This is a genomic window from Sorangium sp. So ce1036, from assembly GCF_051369805.1.
Taxonomy (GTDB): Bacteria; Myxococcota_A; Polyangia; order Polyangiales; family Polyangiaceae; genus Sorangium; species Sorangium cellulosum_F.
Map to the genome: position 1 here is coordinate 1,854,475 of NZ_JBBMOX010000001.1, position 19,363 is coordinate 1,873,837.

Consider the following 19,363-nt stretch of genomic DNA (forward strand, 5'->3'; position numbering starts at 1 on the left):
CTCACCCCCCCGCGTCCTCGTCGCGGCCGCCGCCGGCGCCCGTGAGGCGTCGCTCGATCCAGCGGCGGAGCTGCGTCCGGTGCACGCCCAGCACCCGGGCCGTGCGCGCCACGTTCCCGTCTTCGCGGCGCAGCGCCTCCTCGATGACCTGGTCGGCGGGCAGCGCCGCCGCCCGTCGCGGCCGCCGCTCGCCAGGCGCCTGCTGCGCCTGCTGCGGCGGCTGCGAGGCCATCGGCGCCGCGCGCGGCGCGGACGGCGCCGGCGCGCTCGTCGTGGACGGGGTGAAGATCTTCCCCGCCGAGGGCGACAGGTGCCGCGCCTGCACCACCGGGCACCTCGCGAGCTGCGCCTCCTGCGCCGCCGCGCGGATCTCCACCATGAGCTCCCGCACGTTGCCGGGCCACGGCCGCAGCAGGCACGCCTCGATGAGCGACGCGTGCGCCGCGGGCGGCGCGCTCTCCTGGCCGGGCGCCGCGGCCGCCCCGGCGCTCCGCAGCGCCGCGTCCACGAGCCACGGGATCTCCTCGAGCCGCTCGCTCAGCCGCGGGATGCGGACCGCCGGCCGCGCGATGCGGAAGTAGAGATCCTCGCGCAGCTTCCCCGCGGCCACCTGCGCCCGCAGGTCCCTGTGGGTCGCGGACACCAGCGCGAAATCGACCGGCAGGGGCCGCGAGGCGCCGAGGGGGATCACCTCCCTCGTCTCCAGCGCCCGGAGCAGCTTGGCCTGCACGCCGAGGTCGAGCTCGGCCACCTCGTCGAGGAAGAGCACCCCGCCGTGCGCGGCCTGCACGTGCCCCTCGGCGTCGGCCGTGGCGCCCGAGTACGCGCCCTTGCGCGCGCCGAAGAGCAGCCGCTCGGCCAGGCCGTCGGGGATGGCGGCGCAGTTCAGGGCGACGAAGGGCCCGCCGCGCCGCGGGCCGAGCGCGTGGAACGCCCGCGCCGCGTGCTCCTTGCCGGTCCCGCTCTCGCCGGTGATGTGCAGCGTCGTCCCGGAGCGCGCCGCGCCGTCGATGGCGCCCCACGCGCGGCTGAGCGTCGCCCCGCGGATCGTGCCTCCGGAGCGGACGATCCCCACCCGGAACGGCTCCACGTCGGCCTCGAGCAGGAACACCGACGAGCCGGTGCGCACGACCCGCAGATCGGCGCCGGCGCGGACGCCCGTCAGCGGGATGCCGTCGAGCGACGTGCCGTTCCGGCTGTCGAGATCCTCGATCTCCCACCGGCCCCCTTCGCAGCGCACGCGCGCGTGCCGGCGCGACATCCGCAGGTCGTCGAGGGGCACGCCCGCGACCTCACCGCGCCCGAGCTCGATCTCGCCGTCCGTCAGCGGGAGGACATCGCAGCGGGGGCTGTCCACCGAGAAGACAAGCAGGAGCCCAGGCGTCGGCCCTCTCGTGCGCAGGTGCTCCGAGACGGCCCCGACCGAGTCGTCCAGGGTTGTCGGGGGTGCTGCGGGCACCACGTCGCCACGGAGTGTACCGCGAGCCTGCGACGAGGAGGATCCTCCTGACAAGAAATCGTTCATGGTGGATTTCGCCACATCGGATGCGATGGCCGGGCCTTTGGCGAGGCTCGGCCATCCGGCGATCGTGCGCGTGTTCGATTTCGGAGAGACCGAATCCGGCGAGCCGTTCCTGGTGATGGAGCTCCTCGAGGGCGTGTCGCTCTCCAGCTGGCTGGAGAGGCGGGGCCGGATGCCGGCGGAGCAGGCGGTCCAGATGCTCTTGCCGGTCGCGTGCGCGCTCGCGGCCGCGCATGCGCAGAGCGTCGTCCATCGCGACATCAAGCCCGCGAACATCCTCATCGTGCCCGACGGGGCGGGCGGACACGTGCCCAAGGTCGTCGACTTCGGCATCGCCGAGGTGGCCAATGTCCACAGCCCGGCGATCACGCAGAGAGGGGTGATCGTCGGCAGCCCTGAGTCCATGTCGCCGGAGCAGGCCGACGGCGCGCTGGAGGTCGGCGAGCAGGCCGATGTCTGGGCCTTCTGCGTGGTGCTGTACGAGCTCATCACCGGACCGCGGCCGTTCAGCGGGGCGAGCCTCAGCGCGGTCATCGCGTCGATCTTCAACAAGGAGCCTGTGCCCACGACCGAGCTCGCGGCGGGCGACGATGCGCTCTGGCAGATCCTCCGGCGGGGGCTGGCCAAGTCGCCGGCCGAGCGGTGGCCCAGCATGCGCGCGCTCGGTCGCGCGCCGGCGAGCTGGGCCGTCGAGCGCGGGATCACCGCGGACGTGGCGGGGACGTCGCTCACGCATCACTGGCTCGCGAGGGGGGCGGAGCCGCAGGTCGCCGCGGACAACTGTGGATCTTGCGGCAACGCATGCTCGGACGACAGCCGGTGCCACCAGGGAGAGTGTGAATGAACGCGCGACGCCTTGCTCGATCCCGTCGGATGGGCACCCTTGTCGTCGTGGCGCTGCTCTCGGCCGCGTCCCCGCGCCTCGCCTCCGCGCAGAGCGAGCAGGAGGTGGCCCGCGCGCGCGCTGTTCATCGAGGGCGCGGAGCGGGCCAGGCAGGGTCGCTGGGAGGAGGCGCGCGCGCTCTACGCCCGGTCGTTCGCGATCAAGCCGGCCCCGAACACCCGGTATAGCCTCGGCGTCGCGCAGAAGGAGACCGGGCGCATCGCGGACGCGCTCGCCAGCTTCCGCGCCTTTCTGGCCCAGCCGGCGACGCCGACGACCGCGCCCTACGCCGGGCCGGCACGCCAGGCGATCGCTGCGCTCGAGCGGCACGTTGGCCGGGCGACGATCTCGGTCACGCCAGGCCATGTCGGCGGGCTCACGCTGGCTGTGGATGGAGAGCCGCCGCGCGCAGCGTCGGATCGGGCCGTCGAGCTGGATCCGGGCGCACACGAGAGCGTCGCGCGTGCCCCGGGGTTCCGCGACGCCGCTGTCCAGTTCAGCATTGACGCGGGCCGCTCGATCGAGGTCCGGATCGCGCTCACGCCGGAGACAGCGGCCGTTCATCCCATCATGGACTCTCGAGGTGGCCTGCCCCCCGTGGCCGACGCGTCCAGCGCCTCGCCGGATCGGACCGTCCCGATCGTCGTCATGGGGGTGGGCGCCGCGCTCTTCGCCGAGGGCGCGGTCCTCGGCCTCGCCGGCCTGGATCAGGCGAGCCGCGCTGCCAGCCGCGACGGCGCGGAAGCGACGGCGCGCGGACCAAGGGGATCGTGGGCGACGTCCTCGGCGGGCTCGGCATCGCGACCGTGGGCGCCGGGCTGTTCCTGCTGCTGAAGCAGCCGGCGTCGGGCCCGCTCAGGGCGGGTTCGGTGACGCCGTGGTGGGGGCCCTCGGGGGCGGGCGTCGCGTTGCACCTCTGACCTGCCGAGGATCTCCGGGGGAGCTCGACGAGGGAATCACCTGCTGCGCCATCCGGCCAGGTGGGCCCATCAACCGCCGCCTGGGGGCCTGTCTTGTTCCGCCGCGCCCGCCGGCGAGGGGGGCGCATCGCTCTTCGGGACCTGGAGCATCGCGTAGTTGATCGTGGTCTCGTTCCTCCGCACGGTGAGCACCACCATGTCGCCGGGCGAGCAGGCGCGCAGGTAGCTCACCAGCGCTGCGCTCGAGTCGACCGGCCGCCCGTCGACCGCGAGGATGACATCGCCCGGCTCCAGGAGCGGCGTCACGAAGCTGCGAATATCCATGCTCGCGATCCTCGCGCCGGGGCCTCCGGTCGGCTGGATCGTGAGGTGCCACGGCGCCGGGATGGAGACCGCGGTCGGCGCGGGGCGCGGCGGCTCTCCTGGTTTTCCGGCGTCCTCCGGTGGTTTTCCGGCGTCCTCCGATGGTTTTCCGGCGTCTTCAGGTGGTTTTCCGGCGTCCGCCGGGCTCGCCTGCGCCTCGGCGCGTTGCTCCGTGGCCTCGATGCGCGGGCGATCCCCACGGCACGCGACGACCGCCAGCGAGATCAGCGGCGGGAGCACGCCCTGCCGCCGTCGTGCCCACCCCGGCCTGCCGCCGCCGTGCGCGACGATCGATCGAGCCTGCTGCGGACGGCCTGCCATAGGCATTCACCCTCACCTGCAGGACCGTGCAAGATCCCAACCAGCGAGGTTTGGAGCGCCTCTCAAGACCTCCCGTCGCCAGGTGGCCGAGGGCGGACGACCGGCTGTGCTGGACAGAAGTGCGCTGGAAACACCCGCTCGCGGAGCTCGTTGCGCAGCGGCCCGTCCGGACCGACGAGCCGCTTCAGGCGGACGAGCCCTGGAGCGCGTGCGCGTACACCGCCTGAAGCTGCTCCGCTGTTGCGTGGAGGTGCTTCACCAGGTTGGCCCGACCGCCGAGCTCGCGGGCGCGCGAGCTCGGCTCGATGAGGCGCAGCCGGATCCGGCGTACGCTCTGCCGGGCGTGGGGGGGCAAGCTGGCCCCCTTCGGGTCGGAGCCCGTCGGGTCAGAGCCCGCGGACCTCCACGTTGATGTTGCGCTCCGGCGCCGATTGCTGGAAGCGCCGGATGAGCTCCACCACGTCGTGATCGATGTACGACGCCGCCTGGGTGTCGACGACCACGTGCACGTCGCGCGGCAGCCGATCGAACAGCGCGACGAGCTTGCCCTGGGTGAAGAAGTAGGCCTCCTTGTTGAACCGGATCGTCACGCGCGCCCCCTCGTGGATCACGTCGAACACCCGGGACATGTTGGCCTTCAGGACGAAGAAGACGCCGACGGCGAGGCCGATGGCGATGCCCTTCAGGAGATCGGTCAGCACGATCGCCACGATGGTCACCACGAACGGGATGAAATGGCTGAGGCCGAGCTTGTACATCTCCGCGAAGAGCTTCGGCTTCGCCAGCTTGTAGCCGGTCACGAGCAGGATGGTCGCGAGGCACGCGAGCGGGATGTGCGACAGCAGCGCGCCCGCGAACACCACGGCGAGCAGCAGGAGCGCGCCGTGCACGATGGCGGAGACCCGCGTGCGCGCCCCGGCGTTCACGTTGGCGCTGCTCCGGACGATGACCGACGTGACCGGGAGACCCCCGGCGAGGCCGGAGAGCATGTTGCCGATCCCCTGCGCCACGAGCTCCCGGTTCGGGGGCGACTTGCGCCGCCAAGGATCGATCCGGTCGACGGCCTCGAGGTTGAGCAGCGTCTCGAGGCTGGCGACGATCGCCAGGGTCACGCCGAGCACCCAGACCTCGGGCCGCGCGACCGCGGACCAGTCCGGCAGCCGGAGCGTGTCGACCAGGCCCTGCGCCCCGCCTGTGGGCAGCGAGACGAGGTGCTTCTGCTCCAGGGCGAGGAACGGGAGCGCCACCTTGAACAGCTCGTTGCCGAGCGTCGCGACGAGCACGGCGACCAGCGGCGCGGGCAGCCAGGAGATCTTCGCGAGGCGCGACTTCTCCCAGGCGACGAGCAGGACCAGGCTGACGGCGCTGAGGAGGAACGCGCCCCACTCGAGCGATTGCACCGCCTGCACCACCACGGTGAAGGTGTTGCCGCCCTCGGTCTGGAACGACGCGGAGGCGAAGTTGTCCTGGTCGAAGCCGATGGCGTGGGGGAGCTGCTTCAGGATGAGCAGGACGCCGATGGCGGCCAGCATCCCCTTGATGACCGAGGAGGGGAAGAAGTGGCTGATCGCGCCGGCCCTCAGCAGCCCGAGCGCGAGCTGCAGGGCGCCGCCGATCACCACCGCCAGGGCGAACGCCTCGAGGCTCTTGAGGGTGCCGATGCCCGCGACCACGATGGCGGCGAGGCCGGCGGCAGGCCCGCTCACGCTGAGCGCGGCGCGGCTCACGAGGGGGATGACGAGGCCGCCCACGATGCCGGCGATGACGCCCGACAGCAGGGGGGCCCCGGACGCGAGCGCGATGCCCAGGCACAGGGGCAGCGCGACGAGGAAGACGACCACGCCGGCGGGGATGTCGAACTTGAGGTTCGCGCTGAGGCGGGGGTCGAGCGGCGGCGCGCCCTCGCCTGCCGGCGCGCCGGCGGGCGCTTCCCGCGCCGCGGCGCCTTGAGCGCTTCGCGAGGAGGCATCGAGGGGGGCAGATACGGCACTTGCGTGCGCGACGTCGTGTGACTGCATCGGAACGGGTCCTCTCTTCCGAGTGAAGTTGTGGGTCCGTGCCAGTCAGGCGCTCAGACGACGCGCCGCAGCCGCGGCGCCGCCGGCAGCGCCGAGGGCGGCGCCGCCTCGCAGATCTGGATGAACTGCCCGCTCTCGTGCTCGTACTGGAAGATCTGCCCGGTCTCGATCTTGAAGACCCAGGCGTAGAGGCAGAGCTCGCTGCGCGCGAGCTTCGCCCGGACCGTCGGGTGCGTCCGGAGGTTCTCGATCTGGGCGAGGACGTTCTCCTCGACGGTGACGGTGAGGCGCGCCTGCCCCTCGACCCCCGGGTAATTCTCCTGCACCAGGCGGCGCGTCACCTCGGCGTGCTGGAGCCACCCCTTGACCGCCGGCAGATCGTCGAGGCCCGCGGGATCGAGCAGCCCGCGCATCGCGCCGCAATGCGTGTGCCCGCAGACGATGATGTGCTGGATCCCGAGGTGCGCGACGGCAAACTCGATCGCCGCGGCCTCCCCGCCGTTGCCCGCGCCGTAGGGGGGGATGATGTTGCCGACGTTGCGCAGGATGAAGAGGTCGCCCGGCTGCGTCTGCGTGATGAGGTTCGGATTGATGCGGCTGTCCGAGCACGTGATGAACAGCGCCTCGGGGTGCTGCCCGTTCGCGAGGTGGCGAAATAGATCCTGATGCGAGATGCAGACCTCGTTATGAAACTTGTGCAGCCCCTGAACCAGCTTTTGCATTGGATACACTCCTGCCGATCGCGCCGATTCGGCGCGTTGATTGCCTTCGGATCCTCCTTTCACGGCCTCTCCGATCCGAGCGAGCGGCCTCGGACCGGAGCTGACCGCTCAATTCAGGAAGCGATCTGGAGGGCGGCGGACAGGAGGGCGCTGGACAGGGCATGCGATGCGCGTGGGCCTGAGATCGGCGACGATGGTGAATCGCCGATGCTTCTCGCCCGCGGTGACCGCTGCCCGTATCGCGCGAGCGCGCCGTATTGCGTCGCGGAATGACGGCTGGAAGAGCTTGATCTCGCCCTGGTCGATCTCGCTGAAACCGGTGCGAAACGCCCCCGAAACATCAGCTTCGATCGATTCGATGACGCTGGCATTCCCCCGCGTGAGCGAAACCGGCGCGAAGGCCAGCAGCAGCAGCAGCGCGATCCGGGGGAAAAATGCTCGGAGGGTTAGCATCGGTCAGCGGGGGGGGGCGCCAGTCGGCCGTGCGAACCAGGGCGGGTCCCAGTCTATTCCCTAACTTGGCAGCGCCGTTGATGCGTCGCAAGATGCCACGGACAAAAACTCGGTGCGGCGAAATGCCGCGGCCGGGGTGCACGCCTCGACCTCGCGAGGGCCGCGCCACATCAGCCGCTCCGTACCAAATAACCGCAACGGGGACGGCGTTCAACATGAAGCGAACGCCGTCGCGATGGCGTCACGAAGATTCGTCATCTCCTGCTCGCCCGAATATTTGTAACGGGGCCAGAAGAAGCCCTTGAGACCGTCCTTCTGGCGGCGCGGCACAATATGAACGTGCAGGTGGGGGACGCTCTGACTCACGCGGTTGTTGATCGCGACGAAGGAGCCGTCTGCCGCGAGCGCCGCCTCGACGGCGCGCGCGAGGCGCTGCGCCGTCGTGAAGAGCGGTCCGACGAGGTCCGCGGGGAGATCGGTGAGCACCTCGTGGTGCGTCCGTGGGATGAGCAGGCAGTGTCCGGGGAATAGCGGACGATGATCCAGGAATCCCATGACGCTCGGCTCGTCGAGCACCACGTGCGCCGGTGTTCTTCCCTGGGCGATCTCGCAGAAGAGGCAGGGGTGAGTGGCCATGGCGACCTGGATGTCGATGTCGCTCCTCGTGCCCGACGTCAATGCCTGCCCGCCCGCGGCCCGGGCCGCACGCCACGCCAGCCCGCGTGGCCCCGGCGAGGTCAGTGGCTCGCGAGGATGTCCTCGACGGAGGTGTGGACGCTCGGTTCGCGGGTCCAGTAGTCCAGGATTCGCCCGCCGGCGGTCATCCAGGCTCGGTCGTAGCGGTTGTCCTGCGATGTGATCCGCACGACGCGGTCGCCGCCGTGAAACGCCCAGTGGCGCCCCAGGTGGTCGAAATGATCGATGAGCGCGCCCTGCCGCGTCTTGACGTGGAACGCGTCGCTCGGCTCGTCCCAGGTGGTGTCGATGACGAGCTCGTAGAGCTGCCAGATGTTGCCGGACGGGAGCACACCCCAGTCCACCTGGATCGCCGAATCGTTCGGGAGCCCGAACACGAAGCAGTCGGGGAAGCGCCTCGCCGCGTGCCAGAGATCCCCGTTGCGGCTCGGCTCGTGGTGGAGCGTCACGAGCGTGTTGCGCGCGAGCCCGAACCCGTCGTTGTCGCCCGGGCTGTCCCAGACGCGGCGGAAGAGGTGCTGGGAGAGCTGATCCGCCCCGGCGGAGAAGCCCACCGTGAGCAGGCCGCGCTTCCGGCGCTCGTGCAGGATGCGCCCGAACTTGCCGGGCTCCCCGTCGAACCGCGCGCCGAGCTCCTTGTAGCGCCAGAGCCCCGTCGTGCTGTGGCCGCCGCCGAGGATCACGACCTCGGACGACGCGAGCGCTCGCCAGAGGACGTCGACGTCCTCCTTGCGCAGGTCGCTGGTCCAGTAGAACGGCGCGTGCTCGAGGCCGAACCGCTCGTAGAACCGGAAGAACCACCGGAAGCTCTCGTACGAGAACTCCTGCCGCGGGCGCTCGTCGCCGTCGCGCGGCGTCTCCGACATGGGCAGGAACAGGATGCGCTTGTTGTCCCGACCGTGCAGGGCGCGCTGCACGATGAGGTCGTTGTGGATGACGTTGCAGCGGCTGTGCGAGCTGTAAATCAGCGCGGTCGCTCTCATCGGGGCGCGCAGTTGAGCTGCGCTCCGCGCCCCTCGTCAAGGGGCCGCGCGCCCGACCGGCCAGCGCGCCGACGCTGGCCTCGCCCGGCCGCCGCTCAGCCGCGCTTCATCTGCTGCATCTTGCGGGGGATGGCGCCGGAGCGCATGAGCATCTCGAACGCCTCCTTCTCGAGCATCGGGTGGACGCCGCGCGGCGGGACGCCCATCGGGCTCTTCTTCTTCGTGACGAAGCCGCTCAGGTACTGCGGGTTCAGCGAGCTCAGGCTCCGCAGCGTGCTCTTCATCTGCTTCGTGTTGTTCGACCACGCGTAGGCGAACGCCCGCGCGCGGAGCAGCTGCGGCTTGAGGTCGGTGTAGGCCTCGTCGTTCGGATCGAACGTCTCGAGCAGCTCGACCGCCTTCGTGGCCTGGCCGGTCCGGGCCCACGCCTCGCCGACGATGGCCGCCATCATGGCGCGGATCCGCGGCTCCTTGTGGCGGGTCATGTCGATCTTGTCGACGAGCGCCCGCGCCTCGTCCGTCTCGCTCAGGATGAGGTGGATCATCCCGCGCTGCGCGCGCGCCTCGTCGGCCATCGGCGCCATCACCTTGTCGAGGTTGATGGTCTCCAGCGTCCGGAGCGCGGCCCGCGGATCCTCCTGCATCTGGAGCTGCGCCTTCGCGAAGGTCGCGGCCGCGTCGTCCTTCTTGAACTCCGTGTCGAGCTTGGCGATCGCGTCCTTGCGGGCCTCGGCGGTGTCGGCCGTGTGCACGATCTTCGCGACGGCGCGCGTCCGGTTCGCGAAGCGCATCGCCCAGAGCAGGACGCCCGCGACGACGACCGTCAGGACGCCGGCGACGACCTTCGGCCAGATCCCGGGGATGGCCAGGGCGATCGCCCAGATGATGAGCGCCGGGATGCCGACGCGGAGGGCGAGCGAGCGGGGGTTCAGCTGAGCGAGGGGATCGGCCGGCGGCTTTCCGCGGAGCGCCGCGATGGCCTGCTCGCGCTGTTGCTTGGGGCTCTGCTTCTTCGGATTGGGTTTGCCTGGGGTCTTCATCGGGGTCGTGGATCTGGCGTTCCCGCTCCCGCGGGGGGCGGGCTCTCATAGCTGGCCTGCGCGGGAGCGGCCAGCACGCCCGGCGGGCGCCGGCCGGGGCAGCGCGGCGTCGCCCAGGCTCATCCACCCCTCGCGCGCGGCAAACCCGCGCTCCAGGGGCCTGCGGGGGCGGATCAGGGGCGCGCCCGGGCGGCGTTAGCCCGCGGCGGTGTCGGGGTCGCGCGCGCGCGCCCCGGCGTCGTCCTCGGCCCCCGAGGCGGGCACCGGCGTGGCCGCCGGGCGGACCGCCTCGAAGCCGCGCAGCGGGGGCAGGGGCTCGATCGGCGGGGGGAACGGCGAGCCGCGCTGCGGGGGGACGGAGGCCGTCGGGTCGGCGAGGCCGAGCGTGGACTCGCGGAAGTGGAGGAAGACCGTCTGCGCGATCGACAGGCACGGGACCGCGAAGAGCGCGCCCGTGATCTGGAAGAAGTGCTCGCCAATGAGGAGCGCGAGCACCACGAGGACCGGGTGGATCTTCGCCGCGTCGCCGATGATCTTCGGGTTCAGGAAGTTCGCCTCGAGCTGGTGGATCCCGACGATCCACGCGAGCACGCCCACCGACGTGCCGAACGACTGCGTGAGGCCGATGACGACCGCCGGGATCGAGCTCAGGATCGAGCCGAAGATCGGGATCAGCGACATCACGCCCGCGACGATCGACAGGATCGGCCAGTACTTGAGATCGAACAGCCAGAAGCCAATGGCCGAGAGCACGCCGTTCACGAGGCAGATGAGGAGCTGCCCGCGGACGACCCCGGACAGCCCCCGGTCGAGCCGGCGGAGGAAGCGATCGAACGAGTCGCGCGAGCTCGGGTGCCAGAGCTCGCGGAAGAAGCGGAGGATCTTCTCGTGCGTCAGGATCAGGTACCCGGCGAGCATCAACGTCATGAAGAGGTTGAAGATGCCGCGCGAGATGGCGGTCGCGATGGCCTGCCCGATCCTGAGGACCGTGAGCGAGTTCTCCCGCAGGTAGTCGGCCGCCTTCTCGAACCCCTCCTGCAGCATGTTCGCGCTGGAGAGCGGGTGCGACGGGCGCCCCTGCGTGATCTGCCAGACGCCGTCGCCGGTCTCCCGGATCTCGACGTCGTCGGCGACCCGCACGTCGAAGGAGCCGTCCGGCCGCGGCGTGATGCGGACCGGCGGGCGGCCCTCGCGGCTCTCCTCCGGGGCGGCGGCGCGGGGGGGCGGCGCGGCGATCTCGTCGGGCGCCTGGGCCGGGTCGACCCCGGGCGCCGCGGAGAGCGGCGGCGCGAGATCCCGGCCCGACCAGCGGCGGAGCCGCGCGTCGAGCGCGGGGAGGTACTCCTCACGGAAGCGCGCGGCGAGGCGCGGCGCCTCGACGGTGAGCGCCTTCCCCTCGGCGATGAGCCGCGGGACGCTGACGGCGACGAAGCCCGCGACCCCGGAGATCGCGAGGGCGTACACGATGAGGATCGCCGCCCACCGCGGGACGCGCGCGCGCTCGATCCGGAGGACCGCCGGCGTGAGCACGTACGCGACGACGAGCGCGAGCACGAAGGGGAGCAGCACCGCGTGGGAGACGACGAGCAACGCCACCGTCAGGACGGCGCTGATCGTCAGGAACACGGTGCGGCGCGCGGGGCCCTCGCTCACGGCACCCCGCCGCGCGCGGCCGGCCCCGATCCGTGGTCCCCGTCGATGCGCGCGACGGGGAGATCGGCGAAGAAGCTGAGCAGGTGATCGCGCGTCGCCTCGAGCGCCTGCGGGACGACGCGGACGTCGGCGAGCACCGGCATGAAGTTCGTGTCGCCGGACCAGCGCGGGACGATGTGCACGTGCAGGTGCTCGGCGATGCCGGCGCCCGCGGCCGTGCCGAGGTTGATCCCGACGTTCATGCCCTCGCACTTCACGGCGGCGCGCAGGCGGGTCGCCGACTCGCGCACGAGGCGGAAGAGGGCCTCGTGGTCCTCGGCGTCGAGCGCGTCGAGCGAGGCGACGTGCGCGTGCGGGACGACGAGGAGGTGCCCCGACGCGAACGGGTAGCGGTTGAGCATGACGAACGCGCGGCGGGTCGTTGCCACGACCAGCCGGGAGCGCTGTTCTTGCTCGGAGGCGCGGGGGATGCCGCAGAAGATGCAGTCGGCCCGGCCCTTCGGCGCAAGGATGTACTCGATGCGCCAGGGCGCCCACAGCGGATTGCCCATCTCGCGGAGACGCTAGCACGGCGACCGCGCGCGCGGGACCACCGCGCCTCTTTCGCTGTCGCGCCGCGGCCCCCGCCGCGGGCCTCAAAACGAGACGGGCATCACCGCCAGATCGAACCAGACCGAGAGGCCAAGCCCGACCGAGGCGCCGAGCGCGTCCCAGGCGAGGTCGCGCCACGAGGGGGTGCCAGCCCCGGCCGCGTCGAGGGCCTCCTTGGCCAGGCCCGCGCCGAGCGCGAGCACGGCGCCCGCCGCGAGCCGGCTCGCGACGTCCTCGGTCGCCAGCGCGCCGAGCGCGTACCCGCCGCCGGCCAGGGCGGCCGACGCGCAGAAATGGAGCGCCTTGTCCGGGCCGAACCACGGATCGGGATCGCGCGTCAGCGCCTGTGACGTGGATTGCACGGGGGGCGGCGCGGCCGACGCAGGCGACACGAGGGGCGGCGCGAGCGGCGCAGGGGACGGCGCGAGGGGCGGCGCGAGCGGCGCAGGGGGCGGCGCGAGCGGCGCGGCGGGGGCGAGGGGCAGCGCCGCCGCGGGCAGGGGGGCCTCGGCCCGGGCGGGCGACGCGGCGAGGACCACCGCAGCGAGGACTGGCGCCGCGACGGCAGCGCGCGCGAGGGGGCCTCTCATCGGGAGCATCGTCCGCGGCATGTCGGAAAAAGCAAGAGGCGAGGCCCTGGGAAGAGCCTCGCCTCTCGCTCGCTTCATCGGGTCCACACGGCGAGCCGAGCGGCACCGGGGGCGCTTTCAGCCCGCCGTACCTGACGCGCGGCGCGCGGCGCGCCGTGGCGGCGCGCGCACGCCGAGCGCGTCACTTCAGGTCGAGCTTGCCGCCGAGCTTCTCCTTGATGAGATCGCCGATCGTCCCGGCCACCGGCTTCTCGTCGTCGTCCTTGCGCTTCTGCTGCTGGCGCTGGACCGGCGCGGGGCGCTCCATGCCGATGTTCTTCATCGTCAGGAAGAGCCGGCGATCGACCGTGTCGAGCGACGAGATCTCGGCGCGGACCTTGTCGCCGACCTTGAGCTTGCCGTCCTCGGGCTCCTGCACGTCGCTCTGCGAGATGAGGCCCTCGACGCCCTCGCGCAGCCGCACGAACACGCCGTAGTCGACGATGCTCACCACCTGGGCGTCCTCGAGCACGCGGCCGGGCGGGTACTCCTGCAGCATGGTCGGCCACGGGTCGTCCCAGAGCTGCTTGATGCCGAGGGAGACCTTCTTCTCGTCGTGGTTGATCGAGAGGATGATCGCCTCGACGTCGTCGCCCTTGTGGTAGAGGTCGCTCGGGTTGTTGACGCGCACCGACCACGAGAGATCGCTCTTGTGGACCATGCCGTCGACGCCCTCCTCGATGCCGACGAAGACGCCGTAGTCGGTGAGCGACCGGACCTTGCCCGCGATCTTGTCGCCGGGGTGGTACTTGTCCGTGAAGAGCATCCACGGATCCGGCTCGAGCTGCTTGAGGCCGAGGCTGATGCGCTTCGCGCGCGCGTCGACCTCGAGCACCTGGCACTCGAGCTCCTGGCCGACCTCGAGGAGCTTCGACGGGTGCTTGACCTTCTTGGTCCAGCTCATCTCGCTCACGTGGATGAGGCCCTCGACGCCCGGCTCCAGCTCGACGAACGCGCCGTAGTCGGTGATCGACATGACCTTGCCGCGGACCTTCTTGCCCGCGGGGTACGCCTCCTCGGCGTGGTTCCAGGGGTCCTCCTGGGTCTGCTTGAGGCCCAGCGACACGCGCTCGGTGTCGGCGTTGTACTTGAGGACCTTCACGAGGACCTCGTCGCCGACCTGGAACACCTCGCTCGGGTGGTTCACGCGGCCCCACGACATGTCCGTGATGTGCAGGAGGCCGTCGATGCCGCCGAGGTCGACGAAGGCGCCGTACTCGGTGATGTTCTTGATGGTGCCCTTGACGGTCATCCCCTCGGTCAACGTCTCGAGCGTCTTGGCCTTCATCTCGTCGCGCTCGCGCTCGAGGAGCACGCGCCGCGAGAGCACGATGTTGCCGCGCTTCTTGTTGAACTTGATGACCTTGAACTTGTAGGTCTGGCCGATCAGCTTGTCCAAGTTGCGGATCGGGCGAAGATCGACCTGAGAGCCCGGGAGGAAGGCCTTCACGCCGCCGCGGATGGTGACCGAGAGGCCGCCCTTCACGCGCTGGCTGATCGTGCCCTCGATGAGCTCGTCCGCCTCGCAGGCGTTCGAGATCTCATCCCAGACCTTCATCTTGTCGGCCTTCTCCTTCGACAAGGTGACGAGGCCGTCGTCGTTCTCGCGGCTCTCGATGTAGACGTCGACCTTGTCGCCCGCCTTCACCGTGCTCTGGCCCGCGGCGTCCGCGAACTCGCGGAGCGCGATGACGCCTTCGCTCTTGCCGCCGATGTCGACCACGACGGAGTCGCGGTTCACTGCGACCACGGTGCCGGAGATGATCTCTCCTTCACGCGCGAAATCGCCCCCCTCCACGCTCTGTTCGAAGAGCGCGGCAAAGCTCTCCATGCTCGCCCCGGACGAGCCTGCCTCCGTGATGATGTTGCTAGTCATGTTGTTCGTTCTTGGTTCCTTTCCTTCCCTGGGATTCGCCGCTGCGGGCGTAGGCGTGGACCCTGGTGCCACGCACGAGCGACGGAGGAGCGGGCGCACGCGTACCCTACACCCGGCCCCTCGGGAGAGGCGAGCCTGTAGTCTGAGGAGGTGCCTCTGTCAATGCAACGACCGAGCCACCAGCGGTTTTTGTCATTTTCGCGAGAAACGATGAGGCCGCTGGCCCAAAGCCGCACAGCGATCAGGGGCCTGCCCCGTGCGCCCTCACCACCCGGGGCCGGGCGCTCCGGGCGCGGCGTCGCGCGCGGCGCGGGCCCGCTGCGCGAGCTCCGCGCAGGCGCGATCCAGGTCCTCGTGAGGCCATTTCGTGTGGATCTCCACGCGGTCGCCGCGCGCCACGGCCTGGGCCCCCTCGAGCGCGGCCTTCATGCCGGCGACGTCGGGGACCACGGCGAGGGTGAGCTTGAGGTTGCCGAGCAGCGCCTGCGCATCGGAGGCCAGCGCCGCCGCGGCCTCGCCCGACGCGGGCGCGATGCGGAAGACGAGCGTGGGGTCGGCGCCGAGGGTCAAGGTGCCCGCGCCGTGATCGATGCGACGGAACAGCGCCGCGGCGCGCGGCAGCGCGGCGCTGATCGCGCCGGCGGCGCCGGACCACGCGGCGCCGGTGAGCGCGAAGGTGATCGCGCCCTGCTCGGGCAGGCCGAGGCGCTGCCACTCGTCCGACGCGGGCAGCGCGGCGTTCACGATCTCGACGTCCGTGCCGAGGACGAGCGTGCCGTCCTCCGCCTGGCCGATCGCGGCGCGCGGGCCGACGAGGAGATCGCCCTCGCGCCGCCAGCCGAGCCAGCCCTCCTCGCGGGCGATCTTCTCCATGCCGGTGACGAACCGCCCCTTCGGGATGCGCCCGCCCGCGAGCGCGACCCAGCTCGTGGCGTCGGTCGAGGCGATCACGATCTCGCGCAGGTCCGCGGGGAAATCGAGGCCGGTGGCCGCCTCGACGCGCGCCCTGCGCGGCGCGCCGGAGGGCGCCTCGTCGAGCAGCGGCAAGAAGTGCTGGCGCACGGGGCCGAAGAGCGCGAGCTCCGCGGCCTCGAGGCGGACGACGATGTTCGCGTCGCCCGGGATGTGGCGCCGGGCCGTCGGCTCGTAGCGCCAGAAGAAGAAGTAAACGGCGAGCGCGGCGCCCGCGAGCGTGACGAGGCACGCGAGCGCTGCCAGGAGATACGCGCCCCGCCCGGGGCGCGCCGGGGAGCCGGGGGCGCGGCCGCCGGGCGCTCCAGGGCCCGCCTCCGCGGCGTCGCCCCCGGGCGCCGGCGCGGAGGCGGTGTCGTCGATCACGGTCGGTCGGACGGGGTCGATCAGGGTGTCGGACATCGTCGGTTCAGCCGGGCGCGCGCCGGGAGAGCAGGGCAAGCACGACGGGCGCGGGGAACAGCCAGCGGAGCCGCACGGTGCGCTCCACCTGCTCGATCGAGAGCGCCTTCATGAGATCTGCGTAACGCACATCCTCGACGTTGTCGCGGAGCACCTCGAGGAACCGGCGCGCGCGCTCGGCGGCGGCCGCCTCCACCCCGACGATCTCCGCGTCGATGCGCACCCCCTCGTCGTGGAGGGACGCCACGGCGCGCACACGCTCCACGCCGGCGACGAGCGCGCCGAGCGAGGGGAAGCGCCGCGCGAGGTGGGGAGGCAGCCGGCGCCCGCGCAGGTCGACGCTCACGAGCCCCTCGGCGGCCGGGTCGCCGCGGCGCTCGTCGGGGCCGTCGCGGAGGACGCGCGCGACGCTGCTCACCTCGACCGCGGACACGAGCGCCACGGCGCGATCGCCGAGCGCGATGATCCGCGCGACGTCCGCGCGCGGGAGGGCGGCCGCGCCGCGGCGGTCGAAGATGGACACGCCGCCCAGCCTCGCCCGCGCCTCCTCCCAGCGCCCGGGATCGGGCGCGAGCCCGGCCATGCGGCCCTCGAGGACGACCACGCGGTCGCCCTCCTCGAGATCGGCGAGCCGCAGGCCGAGCCAGGCGACGTCGGCGCGCCGGAGCGCGCCCTTCAGCGCCTCGTCGGGGAGGTCGTCCAGCGCGCGCCGCGCGAGCTCGTCCGCGGCGGCCTGGCCCAGGCCGACGCGCATGCGGGCGACGTCGACGCGCACCACGAGGTCGAGATCGGCCGGCAGGAGATCGGCTGGCTCGATCCGCGGGACGATCCGCGCGCCGGCTTCGCTCTCCGCGCCGCGCGCGCCCTCGCCGGCGCGCGGCGGCGCGGCGCCCCCGCAGGCCGGGAGCGCGAGCGAGAGCGCGAGCAGGGCGGCGGCGGAGGCCGCGGCGGCGCGACGATCAGCCGCCCCGCGCACGGGTCTCCACGACGCGCGCCATCTCGTCGATGATCTCCTGCGGGCTCCTGTGGCCGGAGTCCACCAGGATCGCGTCGTCGGCCTTGCGGAGCGGCGCGACGGCGCGCTCGCTGTCGGCCTTGTCGCGGCGGAGCACGTCGGAGAGCGTCGCCTCGAAGCTGACGGACATGCCGCGCGCGACGAGCTCGTCGTACCGCCGCTTCGCGCGGATCTCGGCCGGCGCCGTGAGGAAGAACTTCACCTCCGCGTCGGGGAACACCACGGTGCCGATGTCGCGCCCCTCGAGCACGACCCCGCCCTCGGCGCCGGCCTGCCGCTGCATCGCGAGCAGCGCCTGCCGGACCGCGGGGACGGCGGAGACGCGGCTCGCCCCGAGGCTGACCTGCGGCGCGCGGATCGCGCTGGAGACGTCCTCGCCGTCGAGCAGCACCCTGAGGCCGCTGCCCCCTAGCAGGCTCGTGGAGGCCGGGCCGCTGCCCGGAGCGGATTGCGCGGCTTCCGTGGAGTCGGGCGCCGCGCCCGCCGCGCCCCGCTCCAGCGCGATGCGCCCGCCGCGCGCGAGCTCCTCGGCGAGCGCGCCGATCGCGCCGCTGTCGTCCCACGAGAACCCCGCGCGCTGCACGGCGAGCGCGACGGCGCGGTAGAGCGCGCCCGTGTCGACGAGGAGGTAGCCGAGCCGCTCGGCGAGGCCCCGCGCCACGGTGCCCTTGCCGGCGCCGGCCGGCCCGTCGATGGCGACGCGGAGCCGCCGCAGCTCGCCGTGCGCCGTGAGGCGGCGCGCGCCGTCGTGTCCTTGCCGTTCCGTCACCTGCGATCCTCCTCGCTCACGCCGCCGCGGCGCTCTCGACGTCGATGCGCGCGCCGAGGGCGCGCAACGTCCCGACGAAGAGAGGAAAGCTCGTCGCGATGCAGCCCGCGTCGCGCACGCGCGTGGGCCCGCTCCCGGCGAGCCCGAGCACCGCGGCCGTCATGGCGACGCGATGATCTCCGCGGCTGTCGACGTCCGCCGCGTCGAGTGGCCGGTCGGGCCTGCCCTCGACGAGCAGCCCGTCGGGCCGCTCCTCGCAGCGCAGGCCGAAGGCGCCCAGCACCGACGCCATCGCCGCGATCCGGTCGGCCTCGTGCGCGCGCAGCGCCCCGGCGTCGAGCACCTCGGTGACGCCGCGCGCCCGCGCGCCGAGCCCGAGCAGGATCGGCAGCTCGTCGATGGCGCGCGACGCGAGCTCGCCGCCGACGCGCCCGCCGCGCGGGGCGGCGGAGGCGGCGTGGAGGTCGCCGGTGGGCTCGCCGAGGGCGTCGCCCTTGATCTCGACGGCGACGCCGCTGTCCATGTCGCGCAGCACCTCGAGCAGGCCGGCGCGCGTCGGGTTGAGGCCCACGCGCCGCGCCGTCACGCGGCTGCCTGGCACGATCTGCGCGGCCGCGACGAGGAACGCGGCCGCGGAGAGATCGCCGGGCACGTCGACGTCGAACGCCGGGAGCGCGCCCGAGAAGCGGGCCGCGTCGAGGCGGACCACGGCGCCCACCGAGTCGACGGGCGCGCCGAGCGCCGTGAGCATGCGCTCGGTGTGGTCGCGCGAGACGATCGGCTCGCGAACGAACGTGGGGCCGTCGGCGTAGAGGCCGGAGAGCAAGAGGGCGCTCTTCACCTGGTCGCACGGGACCGGCAGCTCGTACTCGATCGACGAGAGCACGTGCGGCGCGGGGAGCGGCCCGATCTCGAGCGGCGCCGTGATCTCGCCGATCTTGCGCGGGTCGAGCTTCCCCTCGATCCGCCCGCCGCGGAGCCGCAGCGGCTTCGCCACGCGCTCCATGGGCCGGCGCGAGAGCGACGCGCCGCCGACGAGCCGCGTCGCGAAGCGCTGGGCGACGAGGACGCCCGCCAGGAGCCGCATCGTGGCGCCCGAGCCGCCGCAGTCGATGGGGCCGTCCGGTGCGCCGAGGCCGTTCAGCCCGGCGCCCTCGATGATGAGCTCGCCGGGCGAGGGCTCCTCGACGCGGACGCCCAGGGCGCGCAGCGCGTCCAGGGTCGAGCGGTGATCGCCGCCCAGCGCCCCGCACCGGATGCGGCTCCGCCCGGTGGCGAGCCCGGCGAGGAGGAGCGCCCGGTGGGCGATGCTCTTGTCGGCGGGGACCGGCACGCTCCCGATGAGCGGCCGCTCCGCGGGGTGGACGATCAGATCGGGCACGCGCTGCCGTGTAGCAGAACGACGGCGGTGCGGGCACAACGAACGGGGCGGGGCGCAACGGCGGGAGAGGGGGCGCCGCAACCCGGTTCCGGGTGGCGGTCCGGTTCCGGTCGGGGTGCCGCGGCCCCGGTTCCGCCCGGGGCGCCGCGGTCAG

Annotated in this window: 19 protein-coding genes; 2 read left to right on the plus strand and 17 right to left on the minus strand. The window is 72.5% G+C overall.

Translation table 11 applies throughout. The annotated features are described in order from the left end of the window. Position 1 precedes the first annotated feature (1 nt). A complete protein-coding gene (locus WMF31_RS06915) occupies positions 2 to 1,462 on the minus strand; it encodes a sigma 54-interacting transcriptional regulator (protein WP_436601161.1) in 1,461 nt (486 codons plus the stop codon). A gap of 88 nt (positions 1,463 to 1,550) precedes the next feature. Between WMF31_RS06915 and WMF31_RS06920 the strand changes: the two genes are divergently transcribed. Then, positions 1,551 to 2,366, plus strand: a complete 816-nt coding sequence (locus tag WMF31_RS06920; RefSeq protein ID WP_436601162.1) for a serine/threonine-protein kinase — start codon at positions 1,551 to 1,553, stop codon at positions 2,364 to 2,366. Positions 2,367 to 2,405: 39 nt separating this feature from the next. After that, complete coding sequence (locus tag WMF31_RS06925) at positions 2,406 to 3,239, plus strand: hypothetical protein (protein ID WP_436601163.1); 834 nt, start codon at positions 2,406 to 2,408, stop codon at positions 3,237 to 3,239. A gap of 155 nt (positions 3,240 to 3,394) precedes the next feature. Here WMF31_RS06925 and WMF31_RS06930 read toward each other — a convergent pair whose 3' ends face one another. From WMF31_RS06930 to aroA, 16 genes are all read right to left on the minus strand, one after another. Beyond that, complete coding sequence (locus WMF31_RS06930) at positions 3,395 to 4,009, minus strand: PDZ domain-containing protein (protein ID WP_436601164.1); 615 nt, start codon at positions 4,007 to 4,009, stop codon at positions 3,395 to 3,397. Positions 4,010 to 4,193: 184 nt separating this feature from the next. After that, complete coding sequence (locus WMF31_RS06935) at positions 4,194 to 4,364, minus strand: hypothetical protein (protein ID WP_436601165.1); 171 nt, start codon at positions 4,362 to 4,364, stop codon at positions 4,194 to 4,196. Positions 4,365 to 4,395: 31 nt separating this feature from the next. Beyond that, complete coding sequence (locus WMF31_RS06940) at positions 4,396 to 6,027, minus strand: SulP family inorganic anion transporter (RefSeq protein WP_436601166.1); 1,632 nt, start codon at positions 6,025 to 6,027, stop codon at positions 4,396 to 4,398. A gap of 53 nt (positions 6,028 to 6,080) precedes the next feature. Then, the gene (locus tag WMF31_RS06945; protein WP_129352521.1) at positions 6,081 to 6,749 is read right to left on the minus strand and encodes a carbonic anhydrase; all 669 of its coding nucleotides are present in this window, start codon (positions 6,747 to 6,749) and stop codon (positions 6,081 to 6,083) included. 108 nt (positions 6,750 to 6,857) lie between these two features. Continuing rightward, positions 6,858 to 7,202 (minus strand): hypothetical protein, encoded by a 345-nt coding sequence (locus WMF31_RS06950; RefSeq protein ID WP_436601167.1) that lies wholly within the window; start codon positions 7,200 to 7,202, stop codon positions 6,858 to 6,860. Positions 7,203 to 7,412: 210 nt separating this feature from the next. Further along, on the minus strand, positions 7,413 to 7,838 hold the full coding sequence (locus tag WMF31_RS06955; RefSeq protein WP_436601168.1) for an HIT family protein: 426 nt from the start codon (positions 7,836 to 7,838) through the stop codon (positions 7,413 to 7,415). 101 nt (positions 7,839 to 7,939) lie between these two features. Next, entirely contained in the window at positions 7,940 to 8,881 is a 942-nt protein-coding gene (locus WMF31_RS06960) for a hypothetical protein (protein WP_436601169.1), read from the minus strand. 95 nt (positions 8,882 to 8,976) lie between these two features. Continuing rightward, a complete protein-coding gene (locus tag WMF31_RS06965) occupies positions 8,977 to 9,921 on the minus strand; it encodes a hypothetical protein (RefSeq protein ID WP_436601170.1) in 945 nt (314 codons plus the stop codon). Between the two features lie 195 nt (positions 9,922 to 10,116). Continuing rightward, positions 10,117 to 11,574 (minus strand): AI-2E family transporter, encoded by a 1,458-nt coding sequence (locus WMF31_RS06970; protein ID WP_436601171.1) that lies wholly within the window; start codon positions 11,572 to 11,574, stop codon positions 10,117 to 10,119. After that, positions 11,571 to 12,125: an HIT family protein gene (locus WMF31_RS06975; RefSeq protein WP_436601172.1), complete on the minus strand. Its 555-nt coding sequence runs from the start codon at positions 12,123 to 12,125 to the stop codon at positions 11,571 to 11,573. Before WMF31_RS06975 ends, WMF31_RS06970 begins: the two co-directional genes overlap by 4 nt. 84 nt (positions 12,126 to 12,209) lie before the next feature. Next, positions 12,210 to 12,755 carry a hypothetical protein gene (locus WMF31_RS06980; protein ID WP_436601173.1) on the minus strand — a complete coding sequence of 182 codons (546 nt, stop codon included), beginning with the start codon at positions 12,753 to 12,755 and terminating at the stop codon, positions 12,210 to 12,212. 181 nt (positions 12,756 to 12,936) lie between these two features. Further along, on the minus strand, positions 12,937 to 14,670 hold the full coding sequence (locus WMF31_RS06985; protein ID WP_129352505.1) for a 30S ribosomal protein S1: 1,734 nt from the start codon (positions 14,668 to 14,670) through the stop codon (positions 12,937 to 12,939). Positions 14,671 to 14,934: 264 nt separating this feature from the next. Next, the gene (locus tag WMF31_RS06990; RefSeq protein WP_436601174.1) at positions 14,935 to 16,044 is read right to left on the minus strand and encodes a hypothetical protein; all 1,110 of its coding nucleotides are present in this window, start codon (positions 16,042 to 16,044) and stop codon (positions 14,935 to 14,937) included. A 7-nt stretch (positions 16,045 to 16,051) separates the two neighbouring features. After that, the gene (locus tag WMF31_RS06995) at positions 16,052 to 17,020 is read right to left on the minus strand and encodes a hypothetical protein (RefSeq protein ID WP_436601175.1); all 969 of its coding nucleotides are present in this window, start codon (positions 17,018 to 17,020) and stop codon (positions 16,052 to 16,054) included. Further along, positions 17,004 to 17,828 carry a (d)CMP kinase gene (cmk, locus tag WMF31_RS07000; protein ID WP_436601176.1) on the minus strand — a complete coding sequence of 275 codons (825 nt, stop codon included), beginning with the start codon at positions 17,826 to 17,828 and terminating at the stop codon, positions 17,004 to 17,006. The genes WMF31_RS06995 and cmk overlap by 17 nt, the downstream gene beginning before the upstream one ends. 16 nt (positions 17,829 to 17,844) lie before the next feature. Next, positions 17,845 to 19,209 carry a 3-phosphoshikimate 1-carboxyvinyltransferase gene (aroA, locus tag WMF31_RS07005; protein WP_436601177.1) on the minus strand — a complete coding sequence of 455 codons (1,365 nt, stop codon included), beginning with the start codon at positions 19,207 to 19,209 and terminating at the stop codon, positions 17,845 to 17,847. Between the last annotated feature and the right edge of the window lie 154 nt (positions 19,210 to 19,363).